An 18,735-nucleotide genomic window follows, 5' to 3' on the forward strand; every position below is an offset into this window, starting at 1 on the left:
GGCACCACGGCGGACTGTGGCAAGGCTGCAGTTTTCCTCGGCCACCCCGGGTACTATGCTCTAGCCAGACATCCCGCCTTCGCGAGCCCGCATGACTGCCCCCGATGACGCCCAGCGTCTCCACGCCCTGAGCGAGTTGCAGATTCTCGATAGCGGCGTCGAAGCCGCCTACCAGGACATCGTCGTCCTGGCCTGCCAGCTGACCCGGGCGCCGGTGGCCTTCATCACCCTCGCCGATCGACACCGTCTCTGGTTCAAGGCCTGTCAGGGCCTGACGCTAGCCGAGGTGCCGGTCGACGCCTCCCTCTGCCACCTGGCGATCCGTACCCCGCGTGAGCCCTTCCTGGTGGAAGACCTGCAAGGCGACCCACGCGTCGCCCATCTCCGGTCCGCTCCCGGGCTGGAAGGGATGCGCGCCTACCTGGGCATCCCCCTGCTCGACCGGTACGGGGTCGCCCTGGGCACCCTCTGCGTGATGGACGACCGGGTTCGGCGTTTCGAGACGGCTCAGGTCGACAATCTGCAACGGCTGGCCCGACAGGTCATCATCCTGCTGCAACAGCGCGAGACCCTGCGCCAGCTGGAAGAGCTGGACATCAACTTTTCCGCCTTCATGAACAACGGGCCCTTCATCGCCTACATCAAGGACCGCGACTGGCGCTACCGCTATGTCAACGAGCCTTTTCTGCAGCAGCTTGAATTGACCCGCGACGAGGTCATCGGCCAGGACGACTTCACCATCTGGCCAGAGGCAGCGCCCCGTTTTCGCCAGGTCGACGAGCAGGTGATGAACGAACTCAAGCCGAGCCGCCTCGTCGAGCGCATGACCGCCCTCGATGGCCGCCGCCTCTTCTGGCAGTCCTACAAGTTTCCCCTGGTCACCCGCCAGGGCATCGCCCTGGCGGGCCTGTCGGTGGACGTCACCGAGCACATCGAGCAACAGCACATGCTGGAGGCCTCGCAGCGCCAGTTGCTGGGCATGATGCAGGCCGCCGAGCAGCGCAGCGTCACCGATGCCCTGACCGGCCTGTTCAATCGACGCGCCTTCGACCTGCGCCTGGCGGAGCACCTGCTGCGCGCCGAGGAGCAGCGCACGCCGCTGTCCATGCTGTTGATCGACGTGGATCACTTCAAGGCCTACAACGACGCCTATGGTCACCAGGCGGGTGATAGCGCCTTGCAGGCCGTCGGCCAGTTGCTGCTGCAGAGCTGTCGCGACAACGACGCCTGCTTTCGCTACGGCGGCGAGGAATTCGCCATCCTGCTGCCGGGTGCCGATCTCACCGCGGCCCACCTGGTGGCCGAGCGCTGCCGCGCCGCCGTCGCCAACCACGCCTGGTCACGACGTCCCATCACCCTGAGCGTCGGCCTGGCCACCCACAGGGCCGGGATGGATGCCTACACCCTCACCGAAGGCGCCGACCGGGCGCTCTATGCAGCCAAGGGCGCCGGCCGCAACCGCATCGCCGCGGAACCCGGACCCGAAGCCCCTGCCAATCCGGAATGACGCCCAAAACAAAAAACCCGCCGAAGCGGGTTCTTTGTTGCGACCATCCCAACACCCTGTCAGGCGCCATCCTGGCCTGGTCTTCGTCCGTGACCTCAGAGCTGCGCATCCTGCGCGGCTGATGGGTGTAGATTACGCAGCCCCCGCAGATGGCAACATGGCCAGGTGACACCAGTGCGTGTAAGCCTTTTGCCATACCCTGCCCGGTCCACCAGCCGGCCCTGAATCGCGCCCAACAAAAAACCCGCCGAAGCGGGTTCTTTGTTGCGACCATCCCAACGTCCTGTCAGGCGCCATCCTGGCCTGGTCTTCATCCGTGACCTCAGGGCTGCGCATCCTGCGCGGCTGATGGGTGTAGATTACGCAGCCCCCGCAGGTGGCAACATGGCCAGGTGACACCAGTGCGTGTAAGCCTTTTGCCATACCCCGCCCGGTCCGCCCGCCAACCCTGAATCGCGCCCAACAAAAAACCCGCCGAAGCGGGTTCTTTGTTGCGACCATCCCAACGTCCTGTCAGGCGCCATCCTGGCCTGGTCTTCATCCGTGACCTCAGGGCTGCGCATCCTGCGCGGCTGATGGGTGTAGATTACGCAGCCCCCGCAGGTGGCAACATGGCCAGGTGACACCAGTCGATGTAAGCCTTTTGCCATACTCCGCCCGGCTCGCCTATCAACCTCAAACCGCGCCCAACAAAAACCCGCCGAAGCGGGTTCTTTGTTGCGACCATCCCAACGTCCTGTCAGGCGCCTTCCTGGCCTGGTCTTCGTCCGTGACCTCAGGGCTGCGCATCCTGCGCGGCTGATGGGTGTAGATTACGCAGCCCCCGCAGGTGGCAACATGGCCAGGTGACACCAGTCGATGTAAGCCTTTTGCCATAGCCTGGGGAACATGGCGACCGCCGCCTCGACTAATGCTGACCCCCGCCGAAGATCCGCCATGGCCCTCTCGACCTCCTTCGCTATCGTGCAACAGCAGATGCGCCGCGCTGCCGGCCTGGTCTGGAGTACCTCTCCCGCGCTGATGATCGGCCTGATCCTGGCGACCCTCGTCGCCGGCCTGCTGCCGGCACTGGCCGCCTGGCTGGGGCAGCGCATCGTCGATGCCGTGGTGGCGGCCATGCGGCTGCATGCCGACCAGGGCCAGGCACCGCTGTGGCCGGTACTGAAGTTCGTGCTGGCCGAAGCCGGGGTACTGGCGGCCCTGGCGGGCGCCCAGCGGCTGCTGTCGGTGCAGCAATCGCTGCTGCGGGTACGCCTTGGGCAGACCGTGAATCTGCTGATCCTGGAAAAGGCCCAGACCCTGTCGCTGGCACAATTCGAGGACGCCGACTTCTACGACAAGCTGGTGCGGGCCCGGCGCGAGGCCTCCATCCGGCCCCTGGCGCTGGTGACCAAGTCCCTGACCCTGTTGCAGAACCTCATTTCCCTGATCAGCTTCGCCGTGTTGCTGGTGCATTTCTCGCCCTGGGCCCTGCTGTTGCTGGTGGTGGGCGCCCTACCGGTGTTCCTGGCTGAGGCGCGCTTTTCCGGCGATGCCTTTCGCCTGTTCAGCCGGCGTGCGCCCGAGACCCGCCGCCAGACCTATCTGGAGACGCTGCTTTCCCACGAGGCCTACATCAAGGAGGTCAAGCTGTTCGGCCTGGCGCCGCTGCTGCTGGAGCGCTATCGCACCACCTTCGCCAAGCTCTACGCCGAGGACCGCCGCCTGACGCTGAGACGTGACGGCTGGGGTTTCGTCTTTGGCCTGCTGGGCACCCTCGCCTTCTATGCCGCCTATGCCTGGGTGGTGCTCGATACCGTGCGCGGCCGCCTGAGCCTGGGCCAGATGACCCTCTACCTCACCCTGTTCCGCCAGGGCCAGGGCGCGGTCAGCGCCAGCCTGACCGCCCTGGGCGGCCTCTACGAGGACAGCCTCTACCTGAGCAATCTCTATGACTACCTGGGCCAGCCGACCAGCGCCGAAGGCGGCAGCCTCACGGGGGGCAGCCAGCCTGGCGACGGCCTGAGATTCGAAGGGGTTGGCTTCACCTATCCGGGCGCGCCCGCGCCAACGCTCAAGGACATCAGCTTTCACCTGGCGCCGGGCCAGAGCCTGGCGCTGGTGGGGGCCAACGGTTCGGGCAAGACCACCCTGATCAAGTTGCTGACCCGCCTGCACAACCCGACCCAGGGCCGTATCCTGCTCGATGGCAGCGATCTGCAGGAGTGGCAGCCGGCGGCCCTGCACACGCGCATCGGCGTCATCTTCCAGGACTTCATCCGCTACCAGCTCACCGCCGGTGAAAACCTGGGCGTCGGCGACACCCAGGCCTTCAATGACGAGGCGCGCTGGCGCAAGGCGGCCGAGCAGGGGCTGGCCGACGAGGTCATCGCCGGTCTGCGCGAGGGCTACGAGACCCAGCTCGGACGCTGGTTCATGGGCGGCCAGGAACTGTCCGGCGGGCAGTGGCAGAAGATCGCCCTGTCGCGCGCCTATATGCGCGAGGACGCCGACATCCTGGTGCTGGACGAACCCACCGCCGCGCTGGACGCCGCGGCCGAGGCGGTGATCTTCGAGCGCTTTCGCGCCCAGGCGCAGCAACGCATGACCCTGCTGATCTCCCATCGCTTCTCCAGCGTGCGCAACGCCGACCAGATCCTGGTGCTGGAAGATGGCGAGATCCGCGAGCGAGGCGATCACGAGGGGTTGCTGGCCAGCGGTGGTCGCTATGCCCAGCTGTTCGATCTGCAGGCCAGAGGCTATCGCTGATCGCCGCTGGCGAACTTCGCGCCAGGGGCTCTGCCCAACGTTTGACAACCACTCGCGGAGGCCGCATGAACGATCAGATCAAGGAAAACCCCGACGACCTGGACATCGATCCGGACATCGCGCCCGATCCCGAGGAGCCCGTGGGCGAAGATCCGGATGACAAGCCGGTCGAAGAGCGCCTGCCGCAGAAGAATCCGCGCAATCCGGAGTACAGCTGATGAACGCCATCCTGCCGCTGCCCGAGGATGAAGACTCGGAAGGGCTGCATCCGGCGGAGTTGCCGGCCGACGAGGACGATGCGCCGCCGGTGGATCCGCTGTGAAATCTAGCGTCAGTATTCGGATGGATCTGGCGTAGGGTTTGCCCTCACCCCGGCCCTCTCCCGGAGGGAGAGTGGAAAGAGCGGCTCGCAGGTTGGGTTGAGCGCAGCGAAGCCCAACGGGTGAGTCATCACTTCTGGATTATTGGGCTTCGACGATAGAGCTGTCTCAGCCCAACCTACGGGTCTCACGCGATGAAAAAGGTCCGCCGTAGCGGACCTTTTCTTTTGCCCTATTTCGCGCCGGGTTGCGGTTTGTAGAGTTCGAGCAGCTTGAGCGTGACGCCATTGGTCCAGCCGAAGCCGTCCTGCAACTCGTACTCGCCGCCACCGCCACCCTGGCCGCCGGTGAGGTCGTATTTCTCCACCAGCTTCTGCTCGCGGGCGTAGAGGTTCTGCACCTGGGTCAGGAAGCGGGTGCCGATGTCGGCGGCCAGCTTGTCCTGCTGGTAGCGGCGCAGGCCGTCCACGGCCACCCACTGCAGCGGTGCCCAGCCATTGGGTTCGTCCCACTGCTGGCCGGTCTTGACCGTGGTGGTGGCGATGCCGCCCGGACGCAGCAGCTGGTTGGCCACGGTGGCCGCGGTCTGGTCGGCACTGCTCTGGCTGGCGGCGCCCACGAACAGCGGGAACAGGGTGGCGGCGGAGAGCTTGTCGGTGCGGCGCTTGGCCTGCCAGTCGAAGTCGGTGTAGTAACCGGCCGGATTCCACAGGTAGCGGTCGATGGCCTGCTGACGGGTCTTGGCCTTCTGGCTGTAGGCCTGGACGCAACTGGCCTCGCCGGTCTTCTCGCAGGCCTTGGCGATGGTCTGCTCCAGGTGATAGAGCAGGCTGTTGAGGTCTACCGGCGCGATGGCGGTGGTGCGGATGGTCGCCAGGGTCTTGCCGTCGCCCAGCCAGCGCGAGGAGAAGTCCCAACCGCTCTCGGCGCCGGCGCGCAGGTCGCGATAGACCTCACCGGCCGGTCGGCCCTTGGCCTGGGCGGCGGTGGCCAGGTCTTCCATGTAGGACTCCTGACGCGGGGTGTCGCGGGCATCCCAGTAGCGATTGAGCAGGGTGCCATCGGCCAGTCTGACCACATGGGCATTGGCCTGGCCCGGTTGTAGGCCTTCGGCGCCGGCCATCCAGTAGGCGTATTCCTTCTGCAGCTGCGGCAGGTAGCGACGATAGGCGGAGTCGCCTTCCAGGCTGGCCTGCAGGTCGACCATGTAGGCGAAGAACGGCGGTTGCGAGCGACTCAGGTAGTAGCTGCGGTTGCCGTTGGGGATGTGACCGTAGACGTCGATCTCATGGGCGAAGTTGTCCACCATGTCGCGGACCAGGTCGGTGCGCCCGTCCTTGGCCAGCCCCAGCATGGTGAAGTAGGAATCCCAGTAGTAGACCTCACGGAAGCGGCCACCCGGCACCACATAGGGCTTGGGCAGCGGCAGCAGGCTGCTGTAGGCCGGCACCTCTTCGTAATGGCGGGTCAGCACCGGCCAGAGGTCCTTGACGTGGGTGGGCAGGTCGGCCCCCGCCTTGGGCGGGGCGGCCTTGATAGGATCGGATTCTTCGAAGTTGGCGCTGACGAAGGCCTTGAGGTCGAAGCCCGGCTTGTCGCGCTGGGCCAGGTAGTCCTGGCGGATGTCGGCTGGATTGCGCTTGGGCAGGGCATCGACGAAGTGCTTCTGGTCGCTGAACAGCTTGCCCTGCTGTACCGCGGTGAACAGCTCGGGATAGGCCTGGTCCGGCGGCACGGCGCGGGCGTTGCTGGCATCGCGCCAACTCCAGGTCGGGGTTTCCGGCTTGCTGCCCTCATGGGCGCAGGCGGCGAGAAAGGCGATGGACAGGGACAGGACGAGCATCCGCGCGGGTGGCGCAGGTGGCAGGCGTTTCATGAAGCGCTCCTTTTCTTGTCGACACGACAGCAGCCGCAACGGAGGTTGCGACTCGAAAGGATCGACCCTGGCGCGCCGCGACAGTTCGCCGCGACCGGCTCAGCCGCCCGGACGCAGACGCCTCACGCAGCGCGCCAGCTCTTCCAGGCCGAAGGGTTTGCCGATAAGTTCGACGCCCTCTTCCGCCAGCTCCGGCAGGGACGCCGGATCCGCCTGGCCGGACAGATAGAGCACCGGCAGTCCGGGCGTGGTGGCTCGCGCCTGCTCGGCCAGTTGCCGGCCGTCCAGCCCGGCGAGACCGAGACTGGTCACCAGCAGGTCGATGCGCAGGGTGCCGGAGGCGATGAGCGCGACAGCGGTGGCGCTGTCGGCCACCGCCAACGGCGTGTAGCCCAGTTCCGCCAACACCTCGCCGATGATGACGCGGACTTCGCGCTCTTCTTCGACGATCAGCGCGCAGTCGCCGGAGACTTCCGGCAGCACCGGGCCCTCGGCGTCGTTGGGCGCGCTTTCCGGCGCCGGCCGGGCCAGCAGCCGCGGCAGATAGAGGCTGATGCAGGTGCCCTCGCCCACCACCGAGTGGATCTCCACCTGGCCACCGGACTGGCGGACGAAACCGTAGATCATCGACAGCCCGAGTCCGGTGCCGCGCCCGCTGGGTTTGGTGGTGAAGAAGGGTTCGCAGGCGCGCTTGAGGGTATCGGCGTCCATGCCGGTGCCGGTATCGCAGACCTGGATGCGGACGAAATCGCCGTCCACCGTCTCGATCGGCAGACCGATGCTCAGGGGTCCGCTGACATTGTCCACCCGGATGCTCAGGTTGCCGCCCTCGGGCATGGCGTCGCGGGCGTTGATGGCCAGGTTGAGGATGGCGTTTTCCAGCTGGTGCGGATCGCAGTGCAGCAGCCAGAGGTCGGTGTCGAGCTGGACGTCCTTGCGGATCTTCTTGCCCAGGCTGTGGCGCAGCAATTCGTGCATGCCCTGCACCAGCTGGCCGGCATCCACCGGGCGGGGTTCGAGCACCTGGCGGCGGGCGAAGGCCAGCAGCCGCTGGGTCAGGGCCGCGGCGTTCTCCGCCGAGCGGGTGGCGGTGTCCAGGTAGCGTTCCAGCTCCTGGATACGGCCCTGTTGCACCCGGCGGCGCATCAGGTCGAGGGAGCCGACGATGCCGGTCAGCAGGTTGTTGAAGTCGTGGGCGATGCCGCCGGTGAGTTGGCCGATGGCTTCCATCTTCTGCGCCTGGCGCAACTCTTCTTCCAGGGCCACCAGTTCCTGGCTGCGCACCTCGATGCGCTCTTCGAGGTTGCGATTGAGTTCGTCCAGCGCCTCGCGGGTGTGGACGGCTTCGCTGACGTCGCGGGAAATGGAGAGGAATTTCAGCGGGCTGCCGTCATCGCCGAGGATCGGCGTGACCACCACGTCCCACCAGCGCCGGGTGCCCTTGGCGGTGGGCGCGAGTCCGGTGAAGCGGCCGATGCCACCCTGCCGCGCCGCCTCGATGGCGGCGGTCACCTCATGGCGCTGCTCCTCGGGCCAGAGTTCGGCCCAGAGGCGGCCCTGGAAGGGAATGAAGTCGTCGATCTCCATGACCATGAGACCGCCCGGATTCATGTACTCCAGGCGCCCTTCCAGATCGATCAGCTTGATGCAGTCGACGCTGCAGACCATCACGCTGCGCTTGAAGGCCTCGCCCTGCCAGAGTTCGGCTTCATGGCGACGCTGCGCGGTGACGTCCAGCAGTACGCCGCCGGCCTCGCGCCGCTGGAACTGCAGGCAGCGCAGCTGGCCATCGGCGCCCTGGCGCCAGGCCTCCCAGACCTGCCCCGGGGCGGGCAGCAGGCCCTCGGGTGGCGCGCTGCGGCTCTGCAGATCGCTCAGCAACTCGGCGGGCGCGAGCCCCCGGGCCAGTACCTCGGCGTCCCGTTCCAGCATGGCCGCGCAGGCAGCATCCGCGCGCCATCTGGCGCGGCTGGGATCGTATTCGAACAGGCCGACGGCAAGGAACTGGGACATGGTGGTTAGTGGCCGGTAGGAGAAGGAGATGTCATAACGCCAGCAGACGAGGCGAACCCGTCTACGTTAACAGTTTCGACGTTTCGCTTCGCGCTGGGCTTCGACCACTGCACCGGAAAAATTACTCACTCGGTAGCGTTTTTCTCCACCGCATAGCGCCGCTCCAGGCCGCTATGGCCAAGGCCGACGCCCTTGCGCACCTTGAGCTGCACCGGGATGCGCTCCTTGAGGGCCTCCACGTGGCTGATGATGCCGATGGTCTTGCCACTGGCATTGAGCTGGTCGAGGGCATCCAGGGCGACCTCCAGGGTCTCGCCATCCAGGGTGCCGAAGCCTTCGTCGAGAAACAGCGAATCGATGCCGGTGCGCTGGCTGACCAGATCTGACAGGGCCAGCGCCAGAGCCAGGCTCACCAGGAAGCTCTCGCCGCCGGAGAGGGTGCGGATGTCACGCAGGGCATCGGCCTGCCAGGTGTCGAGGATCTGCAACTCCAGTTCGGCGGCCTGGCGCCGGAAGAGTCGATAGCGACCGTGCAGGCGCATCAGCTGACCATTGGCCAGGTGCACCAGGTGATCCAGGGTCAGGCCCTGGGCGAACTTGCGGAACTTGGCGCCATCCGCCGAGCCGATCAGGCCGTTGAGATGCTGCCAGAGATCGTGATCGCGCTCCTGGGCGGCGATCTCGCCGAGCAGCGCCTGCAGGCCGTCCCGCCGCCGTTCGTCTTCGCGCAGGGCGGCATTGACCTCGCCCTGGCGCTGACCCAGGGCGCGCAATTCGGCGCCGGCGGCGGCCAGTTCGGCATCCAGCTCGGCGGCACTGCGCTCGGTGAGCGGCTCGGCAGTCAGGGCGGCGTGCCGCTCCCGCGCGGCCCCTGCCAGGGCGCGGGCTTCGGTCAGGGCGGTCTCGAGGCGGGTGCGCTCCGCGGTCAGGGCGCTGTGCTGGTGGTCGTCCAGCTGTGCGGCGCGCCAGGAGTCGGCATCGGCGAAGGCACTGGCGGCCAGGGCGGCCTGCCAGCGCTCGCCGGCTTCGCGGGCCAGCTGCACCTCACCCGCCAGCCGCTCGTGCAGCGCCTGGTGCGTGCCCTGCAGCGCCGCACCCTGCTCGCGGCAGTCTTCCCAGGTCGCGGTCGCCTCGGCGAGCACGGCCGTAGCGGCCTCCGGCGCTACCGGGGCGGGGGTGACCTCGCCGGCGCGCTGGCGCCAGGTCGCGACCAGCGGGGCCAGGATGGCCAGGCGCTGGGCGAGCTCCTTGTGCAGCTGCTGCAAGGCCTGAGCGCGCTGGCTGTCGGCCTGCCAGAGCCGCCACTCCTGGTCGCGCTGGGCCAGCCATTCGCCGGCACGACCGGGGACCTCATGGCCCCAGCCAGCCAGTTCCTCGCCCAGCTGCCGCTCGGCCCTGGCCTGTTGTGCCTGGGCCTGACGCAGCTCCTCGGCACCTTCGGCCAGCGCCAGGCGCGCCCGCTCCCAGGCGGCCTCGGCCAGCGCCAGGCGCTGTTCGGCATCGGCCTGCTGACGCGCCAGGCGCTGGGCTTCGTTGCGCCCCTCCTCGCCCTGCTGACGCAGGCCATCGAGGGTGGCGAGCACCTGCTGGATGCGCGCCAGTTCCTGATCCTGCCGGCGGCGCAATTCGGCGATGGCACCGGGCGCCTCGGGATCGGCGCCCAGGGCCGTGCAACGCTGGCGCCAGAGTTCGCCCAACTGGTCCAGCTGCTGACTGGCCTCGGTCTGCTGCTCGTTGGCCTGATCGAGTTGCGCCTTGAGCGCCGCCAGGGCTTCGCTGAGGTCCTTGCCTTCCTGGGTCAGGCGCTCCAGCTCGGCCTTGGCGTCCTGCAGGGCGGTCTGGGTGGCGGAGACGTCCAGGGCGGCATAGTCGGCCACCGCAGGGTGTTCGCGGGAGCCGCACAGCGGACAGGGTTCGTCGGGCTGCAACTCGGCGCGCTGGGCTTCCAGGCTGCGGATGACCCTTTCCTGTTCGAGCAGCTTCTCGCGCTCGCGCACCTGCTGGGCGACTTCGCGATAGCGTCCACGCAGGGCCTCCAGGCGCACCTGATGCTCGCCATGCTGGCGCTGGCGTTCACCCTGGCTGCGCGCCAGGCGCTCCAGCTGGGCCTGCAGCTGACGCCGACGCTCGACCAGTTGGTCCAGCTGGTCCACCTCGTTGACCCGTCCCAGCGCCGCCTGCCAGAGGGCGCGCCAGGCCTTTTCATCGCGGCCGTCCAGTGCGGCCTGCCAGCGTTCGTTCTGGGCCTGCTCCGCCGTCTGGGCCTGGGCGGCCTGCGCCTGCGCACGGGTCAGCGCCCCCTGCTGGGCCTCGCGTTCCTCGGCCAGCAGCTGCAGCTGACGGGTCTGTTCCTCCTGGCGGCGCGTCAGGCGCGCCAGGGCCTCGGCTCTTTCGTCGCGCAGGGCCAGCTGGCTGCGCCAGTCGCCCAGGCGCTCGCCGAGTTCGGCATGGCGGGTCCGCTCGGCCAGACTCTGCTCCAGGCGCTGTTGTTCATCCAGCGCCTGCGCCTGCTCCGCCTCGGCCTGGCGCAGCTGTTCGCCACTGGCACCCAGGGCCTGGGCCAGGGCGGCGTCGCGGCGGCTGGCCAGGGTCTGGATCCGCTGGTCGAGCTGGGCCAGTTCGTCCCGGCTGCGCTGTTCGCGCGCCGCGGCCTCACGCCAGGCCTGTTCGATGGGCAGCAGCCGCGCCGCCGGCTCGGCCGCGGCCAGCCGTTGGCGCTGCGGCTCGGCGGCGTCCCAGGCCTGCTGCGCCGCAGCCAGCCGGGTGGCGGTCTGCTGCTCGCCCGCCGTCGCCTGCTCCAGGGCGCTCAGCCACTGGCGCTGGACCTGCCAGGTCTTGAGGTCCGCGCCCAAGCGTTCTTCGCGCTGCGCCAGGCTGGTGCCTTCGGCGGCCAGTGCCTGACGGCGTTCGTCATCCAGCACCTCGACCCCGGCGACGCGTTGGCGCAGGCCCTCCAGCACGCCCTTGGCCTCGCGCGCGCGTTCGAACACCCGCTGGGAGATCTGCCCGTACACCGCGGTCCCGGTCAGCTCTTCCAGCAATTCGGCGCGCTGGCTGGCGCTGGCTTCCAGGAAGGCGGCGAAGCCCCCCTGGGCCAAGAGCATGGAACGGGTGAAGCGCTCGAAGTCGAGGCCGGTGAGTTCTTCGGTGAGTCTGAGCTTGTCGCCGGTCTTTTCGGCGAGGATGCTGCCGTCGAGCCTGGCCAGTTCCACCTTGGGCGGCTGCAGGGCGCCATCGGCGCGGTCGCGGGCGCGTCTCTGGCTCCAGAAGGCCCGATAGCGCTCGCCACGCACGGCGAATTCCACCTCGGCGAGGCAGTCGCCGGTGTGACGGGTCATGAGTTCGTTGCTCTCTCCGCCCACCTTGCTCATGCGCGGCGTGCGGTGATAGAGCGCCAGGCAGATGGCGTCCAGCAAGGTGGTCTTGCCCGCCCCGGTCGGCCCGGTGATGGCGAACAGGCCGCTACTGGCGAAGGGTTCGGCGGTGAAGTCGATCTTCCACTCACCCTTGAGGGAATTGAGGTTCTTCAGGCGCAGGGTGAGGATCTTCATCGGGCTTTTCCAGGACGACTCGGCGAACCGCCGATTCTGGCATTGTTGGGCGCGCTCGCCCATGCCAACCGACCACTCGACCTGTGGTCGTGCCCACCGCTGAACTTGCTCCGGCCTCTGCTCTCAACTGCAAGGTATCGCTCTGCAACCACGTATCCCGGGAGGATTCGTCGTGCGCTCGCCCCTGTCTCCCTTAGATTTTCTCGGCATGCCCCTGCTGGTCGGCCTGGGCACCCTGGCGCTGGTCAGCTGCAGTGGCGGCCACAAGGTCGCCGCGCTGTGGCAGCCGCTGGCGACCTGGCTGGTCTAGGTGCTGGAAAGCCCGGTGAGCCCTTAGATCACCGGGCGACCCCTCACGGCATGAATACCGCCCTCATGCAGTTCTTGTCCTTGGACTTGAACAGGTCGTAGCCATAGGGCGACTCTTCCAGGCTCATCGGATGGGTGAGCAGATAGGACGGATCCAGTTCGCCCTTCTGGATGTGTTCGAACAGCCGCTCCACATAGCGCTGGCCCGGCTGCTGGCCCGATCTCAGGGTCAGGGCCTTGTTGACGATGGCGCCCATGGGGAATTTGTCGATCACCCCGCCATAGACCCCGATCACCGAGACCGTGCCACCCTTGCGACAGGCGCGGATGGCCTGGCGCAGCGCCGAACCGCGCTCGGTGTGCAGGCGCAGCAGCTGCTTGGTCTTGTCGTAGGCGTAGTCGACCTGGGTGCCATGGGCCTCCATGCCGACGCAGTCGATGCAGCGATCCGGACCTCGGCCACCGGTTAGCTCCAGCAGCGCCTCATGGATGTTGGTGGTCTCGTAGTCGAGGACGATGGCGCCGGCTTTCTCGGCCGCCAGTTGCAGGCGATCGCTGAAGCGGTCGATGGCGATGACCCGTTCGGCGCCCAGCAGGTAGGCGCTGCGAATGGCCATCTGCCCGACCCCGCCGCAGCCCCAGACCGCCACGGTGTCGCCGGGCTGGATGTCGGCGATGTCGGCGGCGTAGTAGCCGGTGGGCACGGCGTCGGAAACGAACACCGCCTGGGCGTCGCTGACCCCGTCGGGCACCTTGAACAGATTGACGTCGGCATAGGGCACCCGCACATAGGTGGCATGGCTGCCGGCATAGCCACCGAAGGCGTGGCTGTAGCCGAAGATGCCGGTGCAGGGCTGCCCATAGGCCAGTTCGGTCAGCTCGAGCTTGGGATTGCTGTTGTCGCAGCAGTTGTAGTCTTCGCGCTGGCAGTGCTCGCAGTCACCGCAGCCGAGGATGGAGACCGTCACCACCCGGTCGCCGATGGCCAGGCCCTGATTGCGCAGGCCGCTGCCCAGTTCGACGATCTCGGCGAGGAATTCGTGGCCGATGATGTCGCCCGGTTTCATCGCCGGGACGTAGCCGCCCAGCAGGTGCAGGTCCGAGCCGCATACCGAGGACATGATGACGCGCACGATGGCGTCACGCGGGTTGAGGATCTCCGGATCCGGGACGGTTTCCACCTGCAGACGGTTGGGGGCTTGCCAGGTCAGGGCGCGCATCATTCGGTCCTCGCTTGGGTGCCCAGGCCGGCGTCGAGGTCGGCCTGGGGTTCGTCGGCCGGACGGCTCACCGGCGGATGGGGGGGTGCCAGGGGTCGACCGCTGCGGGTGACCTCGGGGGTGGCGATCTCGCCGGTCTCCAGTTGCTGCTTGAGGCGCCGCAGACCCAGGTTGACCGCCTTGCCGGTGAAGCGGCTGATGCCTTCGGTGACCGCATGGCCGAGCAGGCCGGCCGGGGCTTCGCAGGCCAGTACCGCCTGAACCAGGGTGCCGCGGCCCTGGGGCGCGTCGCTGAAGGTCAGACTGGCCTTGTGCGCCATGACCGTGCCGGGCACGGTGCTCCACAGCAGGAATTCGTTTTCGCGACGCTCGCTCTGCTCCAGGGTCCAGCTCAGGGTGCGCCCCAGGGGACCGGAGGCATGCCAGTGGCTGTCGCCATCGGCGCCCAGCTCGATGCGGTCGACGAAGGGCAGCAGCTCGCGCAGGTGCTGCAGGTCGGTGCAATAGGCGAACACCTCTTCACGCGGCTTGGCGATGGTGACGCTACGCTGGATGGCGGTGGGATTGCGCCAGCCCCAGCGCTCGGCCAGGGCCTGCTCGAAGGGCGAAGGCTGCAAGGCGGCCTTGAGCTCGCACCGCTGGCGCACCCCACGGCTGAGGGCCATGGCGCCCAGCGCCAGCTTCACACAGCCGGTCAGGCCGCCACGGCGCAGACCGCCAAGGATCAGCAGGCCGCCGCCCAGCAGGGACACCAGGCGTTCGGTGCCCTGGACATTGGGTACCTGGTTGTCGGTGCGCTCATGGCGCGTGGCAGCGAGGGGTTGCGATAGGTCGTGCATGGGGTCTCCTCCAGTATGGGCTACATAGAGAGGGTGACCCCGGGCAAACGGGCCTTGTTCCGGACGAAAAAGCTGGTCCGATGGAAGCGTTTCGCTGCGATCAGGCCGGCAACTCGCCGAGAACCTCGCGGTAAAGGTTTTCCAGACGACTGCGCAGCTCGTCATCCAGGGTCTCGGCGGCCAGGCGCTGGCTGAAGACGTCCAGCGGACTGAGCTCCTCCAGGGTCTCGCGCGGATTGCCCTGCAGGGTAGGCGCTACCAGGCTGCGCGCACGCCTTACCCGCAACACTTCCAGGGGCAGGTCGGCCACCAGTGCCGAGATGCGCGGCTGCAGATCGGCCAGGTAGTCGTCACCGGCCACCACCACCTCGGCCCACACCGGGCACGCGGGACTGCCATCGGCGGCCGCCTCGATCAGAGCCGCGCCCAGGGTGTCGAGGCTGCCCTGCACCACGGCCAGCGGCTGGAAACAGGGCACCGCCAGGGGCGTGATCCGCTCCAGGGCACTGCCGAACTCCACCAGCAGGACTTCCTTGTCCCGCTGCTCGTCGAAACTCAGGCACAGCGGCGAGCCGCTGTAGCGCACCTGCTCCAGGCCGCCGACCCGCTGGGGTCGGTGGATATGGCCGAGGGCGATGTAGTCCGCCGGCGGAAAGGCGCTGGTGGGAAAGGCGTCGAGACTGCCGACATAGATCTCCCGCACCGACTCGCTGGCGCTGGCGCCCACGGTGGTCAGGTGGCCGGTGGCGATGATCGGCAGCGTCGCGCCCAGTTCCGCGCGGCGCGCCTCGGCCAGGGCGTAGAGCTCGGCGTAGTGGCCCTGGATGGCCTGCTGCAGCGCCTGGCGCTTGTCATCGGCGCTCTGCCCGGCCTGGCTCTGCAGCACGTCACGCGGCCGCACGAAGGGAATGCCGCAGAGCAGCGCGCCGAGCTCGCCGTCGCGGCGACGCAGTTCCAGCAGCTGGTCGGCTGGCGTCGCGCTGACGCAGGGGATCACCCGGGTGTCCAGGCAGGCCAGCAATTCGCGGGACTCGGCCAGCACCGCGGCGGAATCATGGTTGCCGCCGAGCACCACCAGGCTGGCGCCGGTAGCGCGCAGGGCGACGATGAAGCCGTTGTACAGCTCGCGGGCGTAGCTCGGCGGCGTGGCGGTGTCGAAGATGTCTCCCGCCACCAGCACCACGTCCACCTCCTGCTCCGCCACCTGGTCGACCAGCCAGGCGAGAAAGGCGCGATGCTCGGCCTCGCGGGTGCGCCCGAGGAAATGCTGCCCCAGGTGCCAGTCGGAGGTGTGCAGCAGGCGCAGGCCGCTGGCGGGCGAAGCCTTGCGGGCGCGCCTGGGCTTGGGTTTTTCCTCGGGGGCGGCGGGCAGATCGAACAGCGGGAGGTTTTCCATGGGTATCGGCGGTCAGCGCGGCAAAGGGCGCAGTATCCTCTCCGGGGCGCCGGAGGGAAACCGCCCCGCGCCCCGACCGGACCGGCGTGCCCAGTGCCTGATGCCTAGTACCGCGGCTCTAGACGCTGACCGGAGGCGGCATCGAACAGATGCAGGTGCTCCTGCGGCGCGCGCAGCTGCAGGACGTGGCCCGGCGCCGGCCGCTGCTGATGCGGCAGGCGCACCACCAGCCCCTGCTCGCCCCAGCGCCCATGGGCCAGGTTGTCGGCGCCGAGGATCTCCAGGGTGCGGACCACCAGCGGCAGCCCCTGCTCGGGGTCGCTGCAGGGTTGCAGGTGCTCGGGCCGGATGCCCAGGCAGACCGGGCGTCCGGCCAGGTGGCGATAGCCCGGCCCGAGGGGCAGCCGCAGACCGCCCGGCACGTCGCAGTGACTGCCCGCAGCGTCGACCTGGCCGTCCAGCAGATTCATCGCCGGACTGCCGATGAAGCTGGCGACGAAGCGCGTCGCCGGGCGTTCGTAGACCTCCACCGGGGTGCCGAGCTGTTCGACCACCCCTGCTTGCATCACCACCACCCGCTGGGCCAGGGTCATGGCCTCCACCTGGTCGTGGGTCACATAGAGGCTGGTGGTCGCGAGTCGCTGGTGCAGCTGCTGCAACTCCAGGCGCATCTGCACCCGCAGCTTGGCGTCCAGGTTGGACAGCGGCTCGTCGAACAAAAACACCGCCGGATCGCGCACCAGGGCGCGGCCCATGGCCACCCGTTGGCGCTGGCCGCCGGACAGCTCCCGCGGTCGTCGTTCGAGCAGGCCATCCAGTTCCAGGATGCGCGCCGCCTCCTTGACCCGGGTGACGATCTCGGCGCGGCCGAGACCGGCGATCTTGAGGCCCCAGGCCAGATTCTCAGCCACGCTCATGTGCGGATAGAGCGCATAGTTCTGGAACACCATGGCGATGCCGCGCGCCTTGGGTTCCAGCGCGGTGACGTCACGCCCGCCGATGTGGATGCTGCCGGCGCTGACCCGCTCCAGCCCGGCCACCAGCCGCAGCAGGGTGGACTTGCCACAGCCCGAAGGGCCCACCAGCACGATGAATTCGCCATCCGCCACCTGAAGATCAAGCGGCTGGATGACCTGGGTCTTGCCGTTCCAGCTCTTGGAGACGGCCCTGAGTTCGAGGTTTGCCATGGTTACTTTTCGCTATCCACCAGACCGCGCACGAAGGCGCGTTGCATGACCAGCACCACCGCCACCGGTGGGATCAGGGTGAGCAGCATGGCCGCCATCACCTGGTTCCACTGCGGCGCCCGCTCGCCGAGCGAGAGCATGCCGCGAATGCCGGCCACGGCGGTGCCAAGATCGGGGTTGCTGACGATCAGCAGCGGCCAGAGGTACTGATTCCAGCCGTAGATGAAGGTGATGACGAACAGCGCCGCCAGGTTGGTCCGCGACAGCGGCAGGACGATGTCGCGAAAGAAGCGCATCGGCGAGGCGCCATCGATGCGCGCCGCTTCCAGCAACTCGTCGGGCAGCGTCAGGAAGAACTGGCGGAACAGGAAGGTGGCGGTCGCCGAGGCCATCAGCGGCAGGGTCAGGCCGGCGTAGCTGTCCATCATTCCCAAATGGCCGATGGTGTCCACGGTGGGAAAGATGCGCACCTCCACCGGCAGCATCAGGGTGATGAAGATCAGCCAGAAGGCCAGGGTGCGCAGTGGAAAGCGAAACCAGACGATGGCGAAGGCCGAGAGGATGGACACCGACAGCTTGCCCAGGGTGATGCCCAGCGCCATCAGGAAGCTGTTGAGCAGCAACCGCCAGAACGGCGCGGTGCTGTTGCCCACGCCCTGGGTCCAGATCAGGCTGAGGTTGTCCCAAAGATGGCGCCCCGGGATCAGGCTCATGGGCGTGGCGAACACCGCCCGGTCATCGAGGGTGGCGGCCACGAAGGCCACATAGAGTGGAAAGAGGATGACGCCGATGCCCAGCACCAGCATCAGGTGGCACAGCAGCGTCAGTCCGCGGCGATTCTCGATCATTGATAGCGTACCCGGCGTTCGACGTAGCGGAACTGCACCACGGTGAGCACGATGACCAGCAGCATCAGCACCACCGACTGGGCAGCAGAGGCGGAGAGGTCGAGCCCGGTGTAGCCCTCGCGGTAGATCTTGTAGATCAGCGTGGTGGTGGCCTGCACCGGACCGCCGCCGGTGGCGGCGTCGATCACCGGAAAGGTGTCGAAGAAGGCGTAGACCAGGTTGACCACCAGCAGGAAGAAGCTGACCGGCGCGATCAGCGGCAGCGACAGCTGCAGGAAGCGGCGCAGCGGCCCGGCGCCGTCGATGGCGGCTGCCTCCAGCAGCGAGCGCGGGATGGCTTGCAGCGCCGCGAAGAAGAACAGGAAGTTGTAGCTGATCTGCTTCCACACCGAGGCGAGCACCACCAGGAACATCGCCTGGCCGGCGTTCTGGGCGTGGTTCCAGTGATAGCCGTAGCGCTCCAGCAGCAGGGTAAGCAGACCGAGACCGGGGTTGAACAGAAAGATCCACAGCACCGCGGCGATGGCCGGCGCCACCGCATAGGGCAGCAGCAGCAGGGTCTGGTAGACCCGACTGCCGCGCACCACCAGGTCGACCAGCGCCGCCAGCACCAGGGACACCAGCAGGCCGCAGCCGGTCACCAGGGCGCTGAAGGTCAGGGTGGTCCAGAAGGAGGCCAGATACAGCGGGTCCTGGAATAGCTGACGGAAGTTGTCGAGGCCGACGAACTGGCTGGACAGGCCGAAGGGATCGACGCTCTGCAGCGAATACCAGAGCGTCTTGCCGGCGGGCCAGAGAAAGAACACGGCGGTGATTGCCAGCTGGGGTGCCAGCAGCGCATAGGGAAGCCAGCCGGAGGGAAAGACCTGACGGGATGTGGACATGGGCGCACGCATCGTCGCGAAAAGAGGAACGGCGCCG

The 18,735-nt window shown here is 67.8% G+C and carries 12 protein-coding genes; 3 read left to right on the forward strand and 9 right to left on the reverse strand.

From position 1 onward, the window contains the following. The first annotated feature begins 91 nt into the window (after window positions 1–91). The 3 genes from ACZ5R1_RS17995 (at window position 92) to ACZ5R1_RS18005 (ending at window position 4,473) form a co-directional block, all read left to right on the forward strand. Window positions 92–1,507: a GGDEF domain-containing protein gene (locus tag ACZ5R1_RS17995; RefSeq protein WP_464712630.1), complete on the forward strand. Its 1,416-nt coding sequence runs from the start codon at window positions 92–94 to the stop codon at window positions 1,505–1,507. A gap of 936 nt (window positions 1,508–2,443) precedes the next feature. Next, window positions 2,444–4,255 carry an ABC transporter ATP-binding protein gene (locus ACZ5R1_RS18000; protein ID WP_115945828.1) on the forward strand — a complete coding sequence of 604 codons (1,812 nt, stop codon included), beginning with the start codon at window positions 2,444–2,446 and terminating at the stop codon, window positions 4,253–4,255. Between the two features lie 65 nt (window positions 4,256–4,320). Beyond that, window positions 4,321–4,473, forward strand: a complete 153-nt coding sequence (locus ACZ5R1_RS18005; RefSeq protein WP_007162537.1) for a hypothetical protein — start codon at window positions 4,321–4,323, stop codon at window positions 4,471–4,473. Between the two features lie 334 nt (window positions 4,474–4,807). Here ACZ5R1_RS18005 and treA read toward each other — a convergent pair whose 3' ends face one another. The 9 genes from treA to ugpA form a co-directional block, all read right to left on the reverse strand. Then, window positions 4,808–6,451: an alpha,alpha-trehalase TreA gene (treA, locus tag ACZ5R1_RS18010; protein WP_051398732.1), complete on the reverse strand. Its 1,644-nt coding sequence runs from the start codon at window positions 6,449–6,451 to the stop codon at window positions 4,808–4,810. 99 nt (window positions 6,452–6,550) lie between these two features. Next, complete coding sequence (locus tag ACZ5R1_RS18015; protein ID WP_027601314.1) at window positions 6,551–8,464, reverse strand: hybrid sensor histidine kinase/response regulator; 1,914 nt, start codon at window positions 8,462–8,464, stop codon at window positions 6,551–6,553. Window positions 8,465–8,589: 125 nt separating this feature from the next. Further along, the gene (locus ACZ5R1_RS18020; protein WP_115945827.1) at window positions 8,590–12,015 is read right to left on the reverse strand and encodes an AAA family ATPase; all 3,426 of its coding nucleotides are present in this window, start codon (window positions 12,013–12,015) and stop codon (window positions 8,590–8,592) included. Between the two features lie 353 nt (window positions 12,016–12,368). Beyond that, the gene (locus ACZ5R1_RS18025) at window positions 12,369–13,544 is read right to left on the reverse strand and encodes a zinc-dependent alcohol dehydrogenase (RefSeq protein ID WP_464712631.1); all 1,176 of its coding nucleotides are present in this window, start codon (window positions 13,542–13,544) and stop codon (window positions 12,369–12,371) included. Beyond that, a complete protein-coding gene (locus ACZ5R1_RS18030; RefSeq protein ID WP_027601316.1) occupies window positions 13,544–14,383 on the reverse strand; it encodes an SRPBCC family protein in 840 nt (279 codons plus the stop codon). Before ACZ5R1_RS18030 ends, ACZ5R1_RS18025 begins: the two co-directional genes overlap by 1 nt. A 100-nt stretch (window positions 14,384–14,483) precedes the next feature. After that, on the reverse strand, window positions 14,484–15,689 hold the full coding sequence (gene sbcD / locus ACZ5R1_RS18035) for an exonuclease subunit SbcD (protein ID WP_115946170.1): 1,206 nt from the start codon (window positions 15,687–15,689) through the stop codon (window positions 14,484–14,486). A 194-nt stretch (window positions 15,690–15,883) separates the two neighbouring features. Further along, window positions 15,884–16,966 carry a sn-glycerol-3-phosphate import ATP-binding protein UgpC gene (locus tag ACZ5R1_RS18040; protein WP_115945826.1) on the reverse strand — a complete coding sequence of 361 codons (1,083 nt, stop codon included), beginning with the start codon at window positions 16,964–16,966 and terminating at the stop codon, window positions 15,884–15,886. A gap of 2 nt (window positions 16,967–16,968) precedes the next feature. Further along, the gene (gene ugpE, locus ACZ5R1_RS18045; protein ID WP_007162547.1) at window positions 16,969–17,814 is read right to left on the reverse strand and encodes a sn-glycerol-3-phosphate ABC transporter permease UgpE; all 846 of its coding nucleotides are present in this window, start codon (window positions 17,812–17,814) and stop codon (window positions 16,969–16,971) included. After that, window positions 17,811–18,698: a sn-glycerol-3-phosphate ABC transporter permease UgpA gene (gene ugpA, locus ACZ5R1_RS18050; RefSeq protein ID WP_027599045.1), complete on the reverse strand. Its 888-nt coding sequence runs from the start codon at window positions 18,696–18,698 to the stop codon at window positions 17,811–17,813. Before ugpA ends, ugpE begins: the two co-directional genes overlap by 4 nt. Between the last annotated feature and the right edge of the window lie 37 nt (window positions 18,699–18,735).

The organism is Pseudomonas sp. Pso3, from assembly GCF_055393275.1.

Coding starts and splice junctions, on each gene's coding strand:
- ACZ5R1_RS17995 (WP_464712630.1), top strand. CDS start 92: ATGACTGCCCCCGATGACGCCCAGCGTCTCCACGCCCTGAGCGAGTTG.
- ACZ5R1_RS18000 (WP_115945828.1), top strand. CDS start 2,444: ATGGCCCTCTCGACCTCCTTCGCTATCGTGCAACAGCAGATGCGCCGC.
- ACZ5R1_RS18005 (WP_007162537.1), top strand. CDS start 4,321: ATGAACGATCAGATCAAGGAAAACCCCGACGACCTGGACATCGATCCG.
- treA (WP_051398732.1), bottom strand. CDS start 6,451: ATGAAACGCCTGCCACCTGCGCCACCCGCGCGGATGCTCGTCCTGTCC.
- ACZ5R1_RS18015 (WP_027601314.1), bottom strand. CDS start 8,464: ATGTCCCAGTTCCTTGCCGTCGGCCTGTTCGAATACGATCCCAGCCGC.
- ACZ5R1_RS18020 (WP_115945827.1), bottom strand. CDS start 12,015: ATGAAGATCCTCACCCTGCGCCTGAAGAACCTCAATTCCCTCAAGGGT.
- ACZ5R1_RS18025 (WP_464712631.1), bottom strand. CDS start 13,544: ATGCGCGCCCTGACCTGGCAAGCCCCCAACCGTCTGCAGGTGGAAACC.
- ACZ5R1_RS18030 (WP_027601316.1), bottom strand. CDS start 14,383: ATGCACGACCTATCGCAACCCCTCGCTGCCACGCGCCATGAGCGCACC.
- ACZ5R1_RS18040 (WP_115945826.1), bottom strand. CDS start 16,966: ATGGCAAACCTCGAACTCAGGGCCGTCTCCAAGAGCTGGAACGGCAAG.
- ugpE (WP_007162547.1), bottom strand. CDS start 17,814: ATGATCGAGAATCGCCGCGGACTGACGCTGCTGTGCCACCTGATGCTG.
- ugpA (WP_027599045.1), bottom strand. CDS start 18,698: ATGTCCACATCCCGTCAGGTCTTTCCCTCCGGCTGGCTTCCCTATGCG.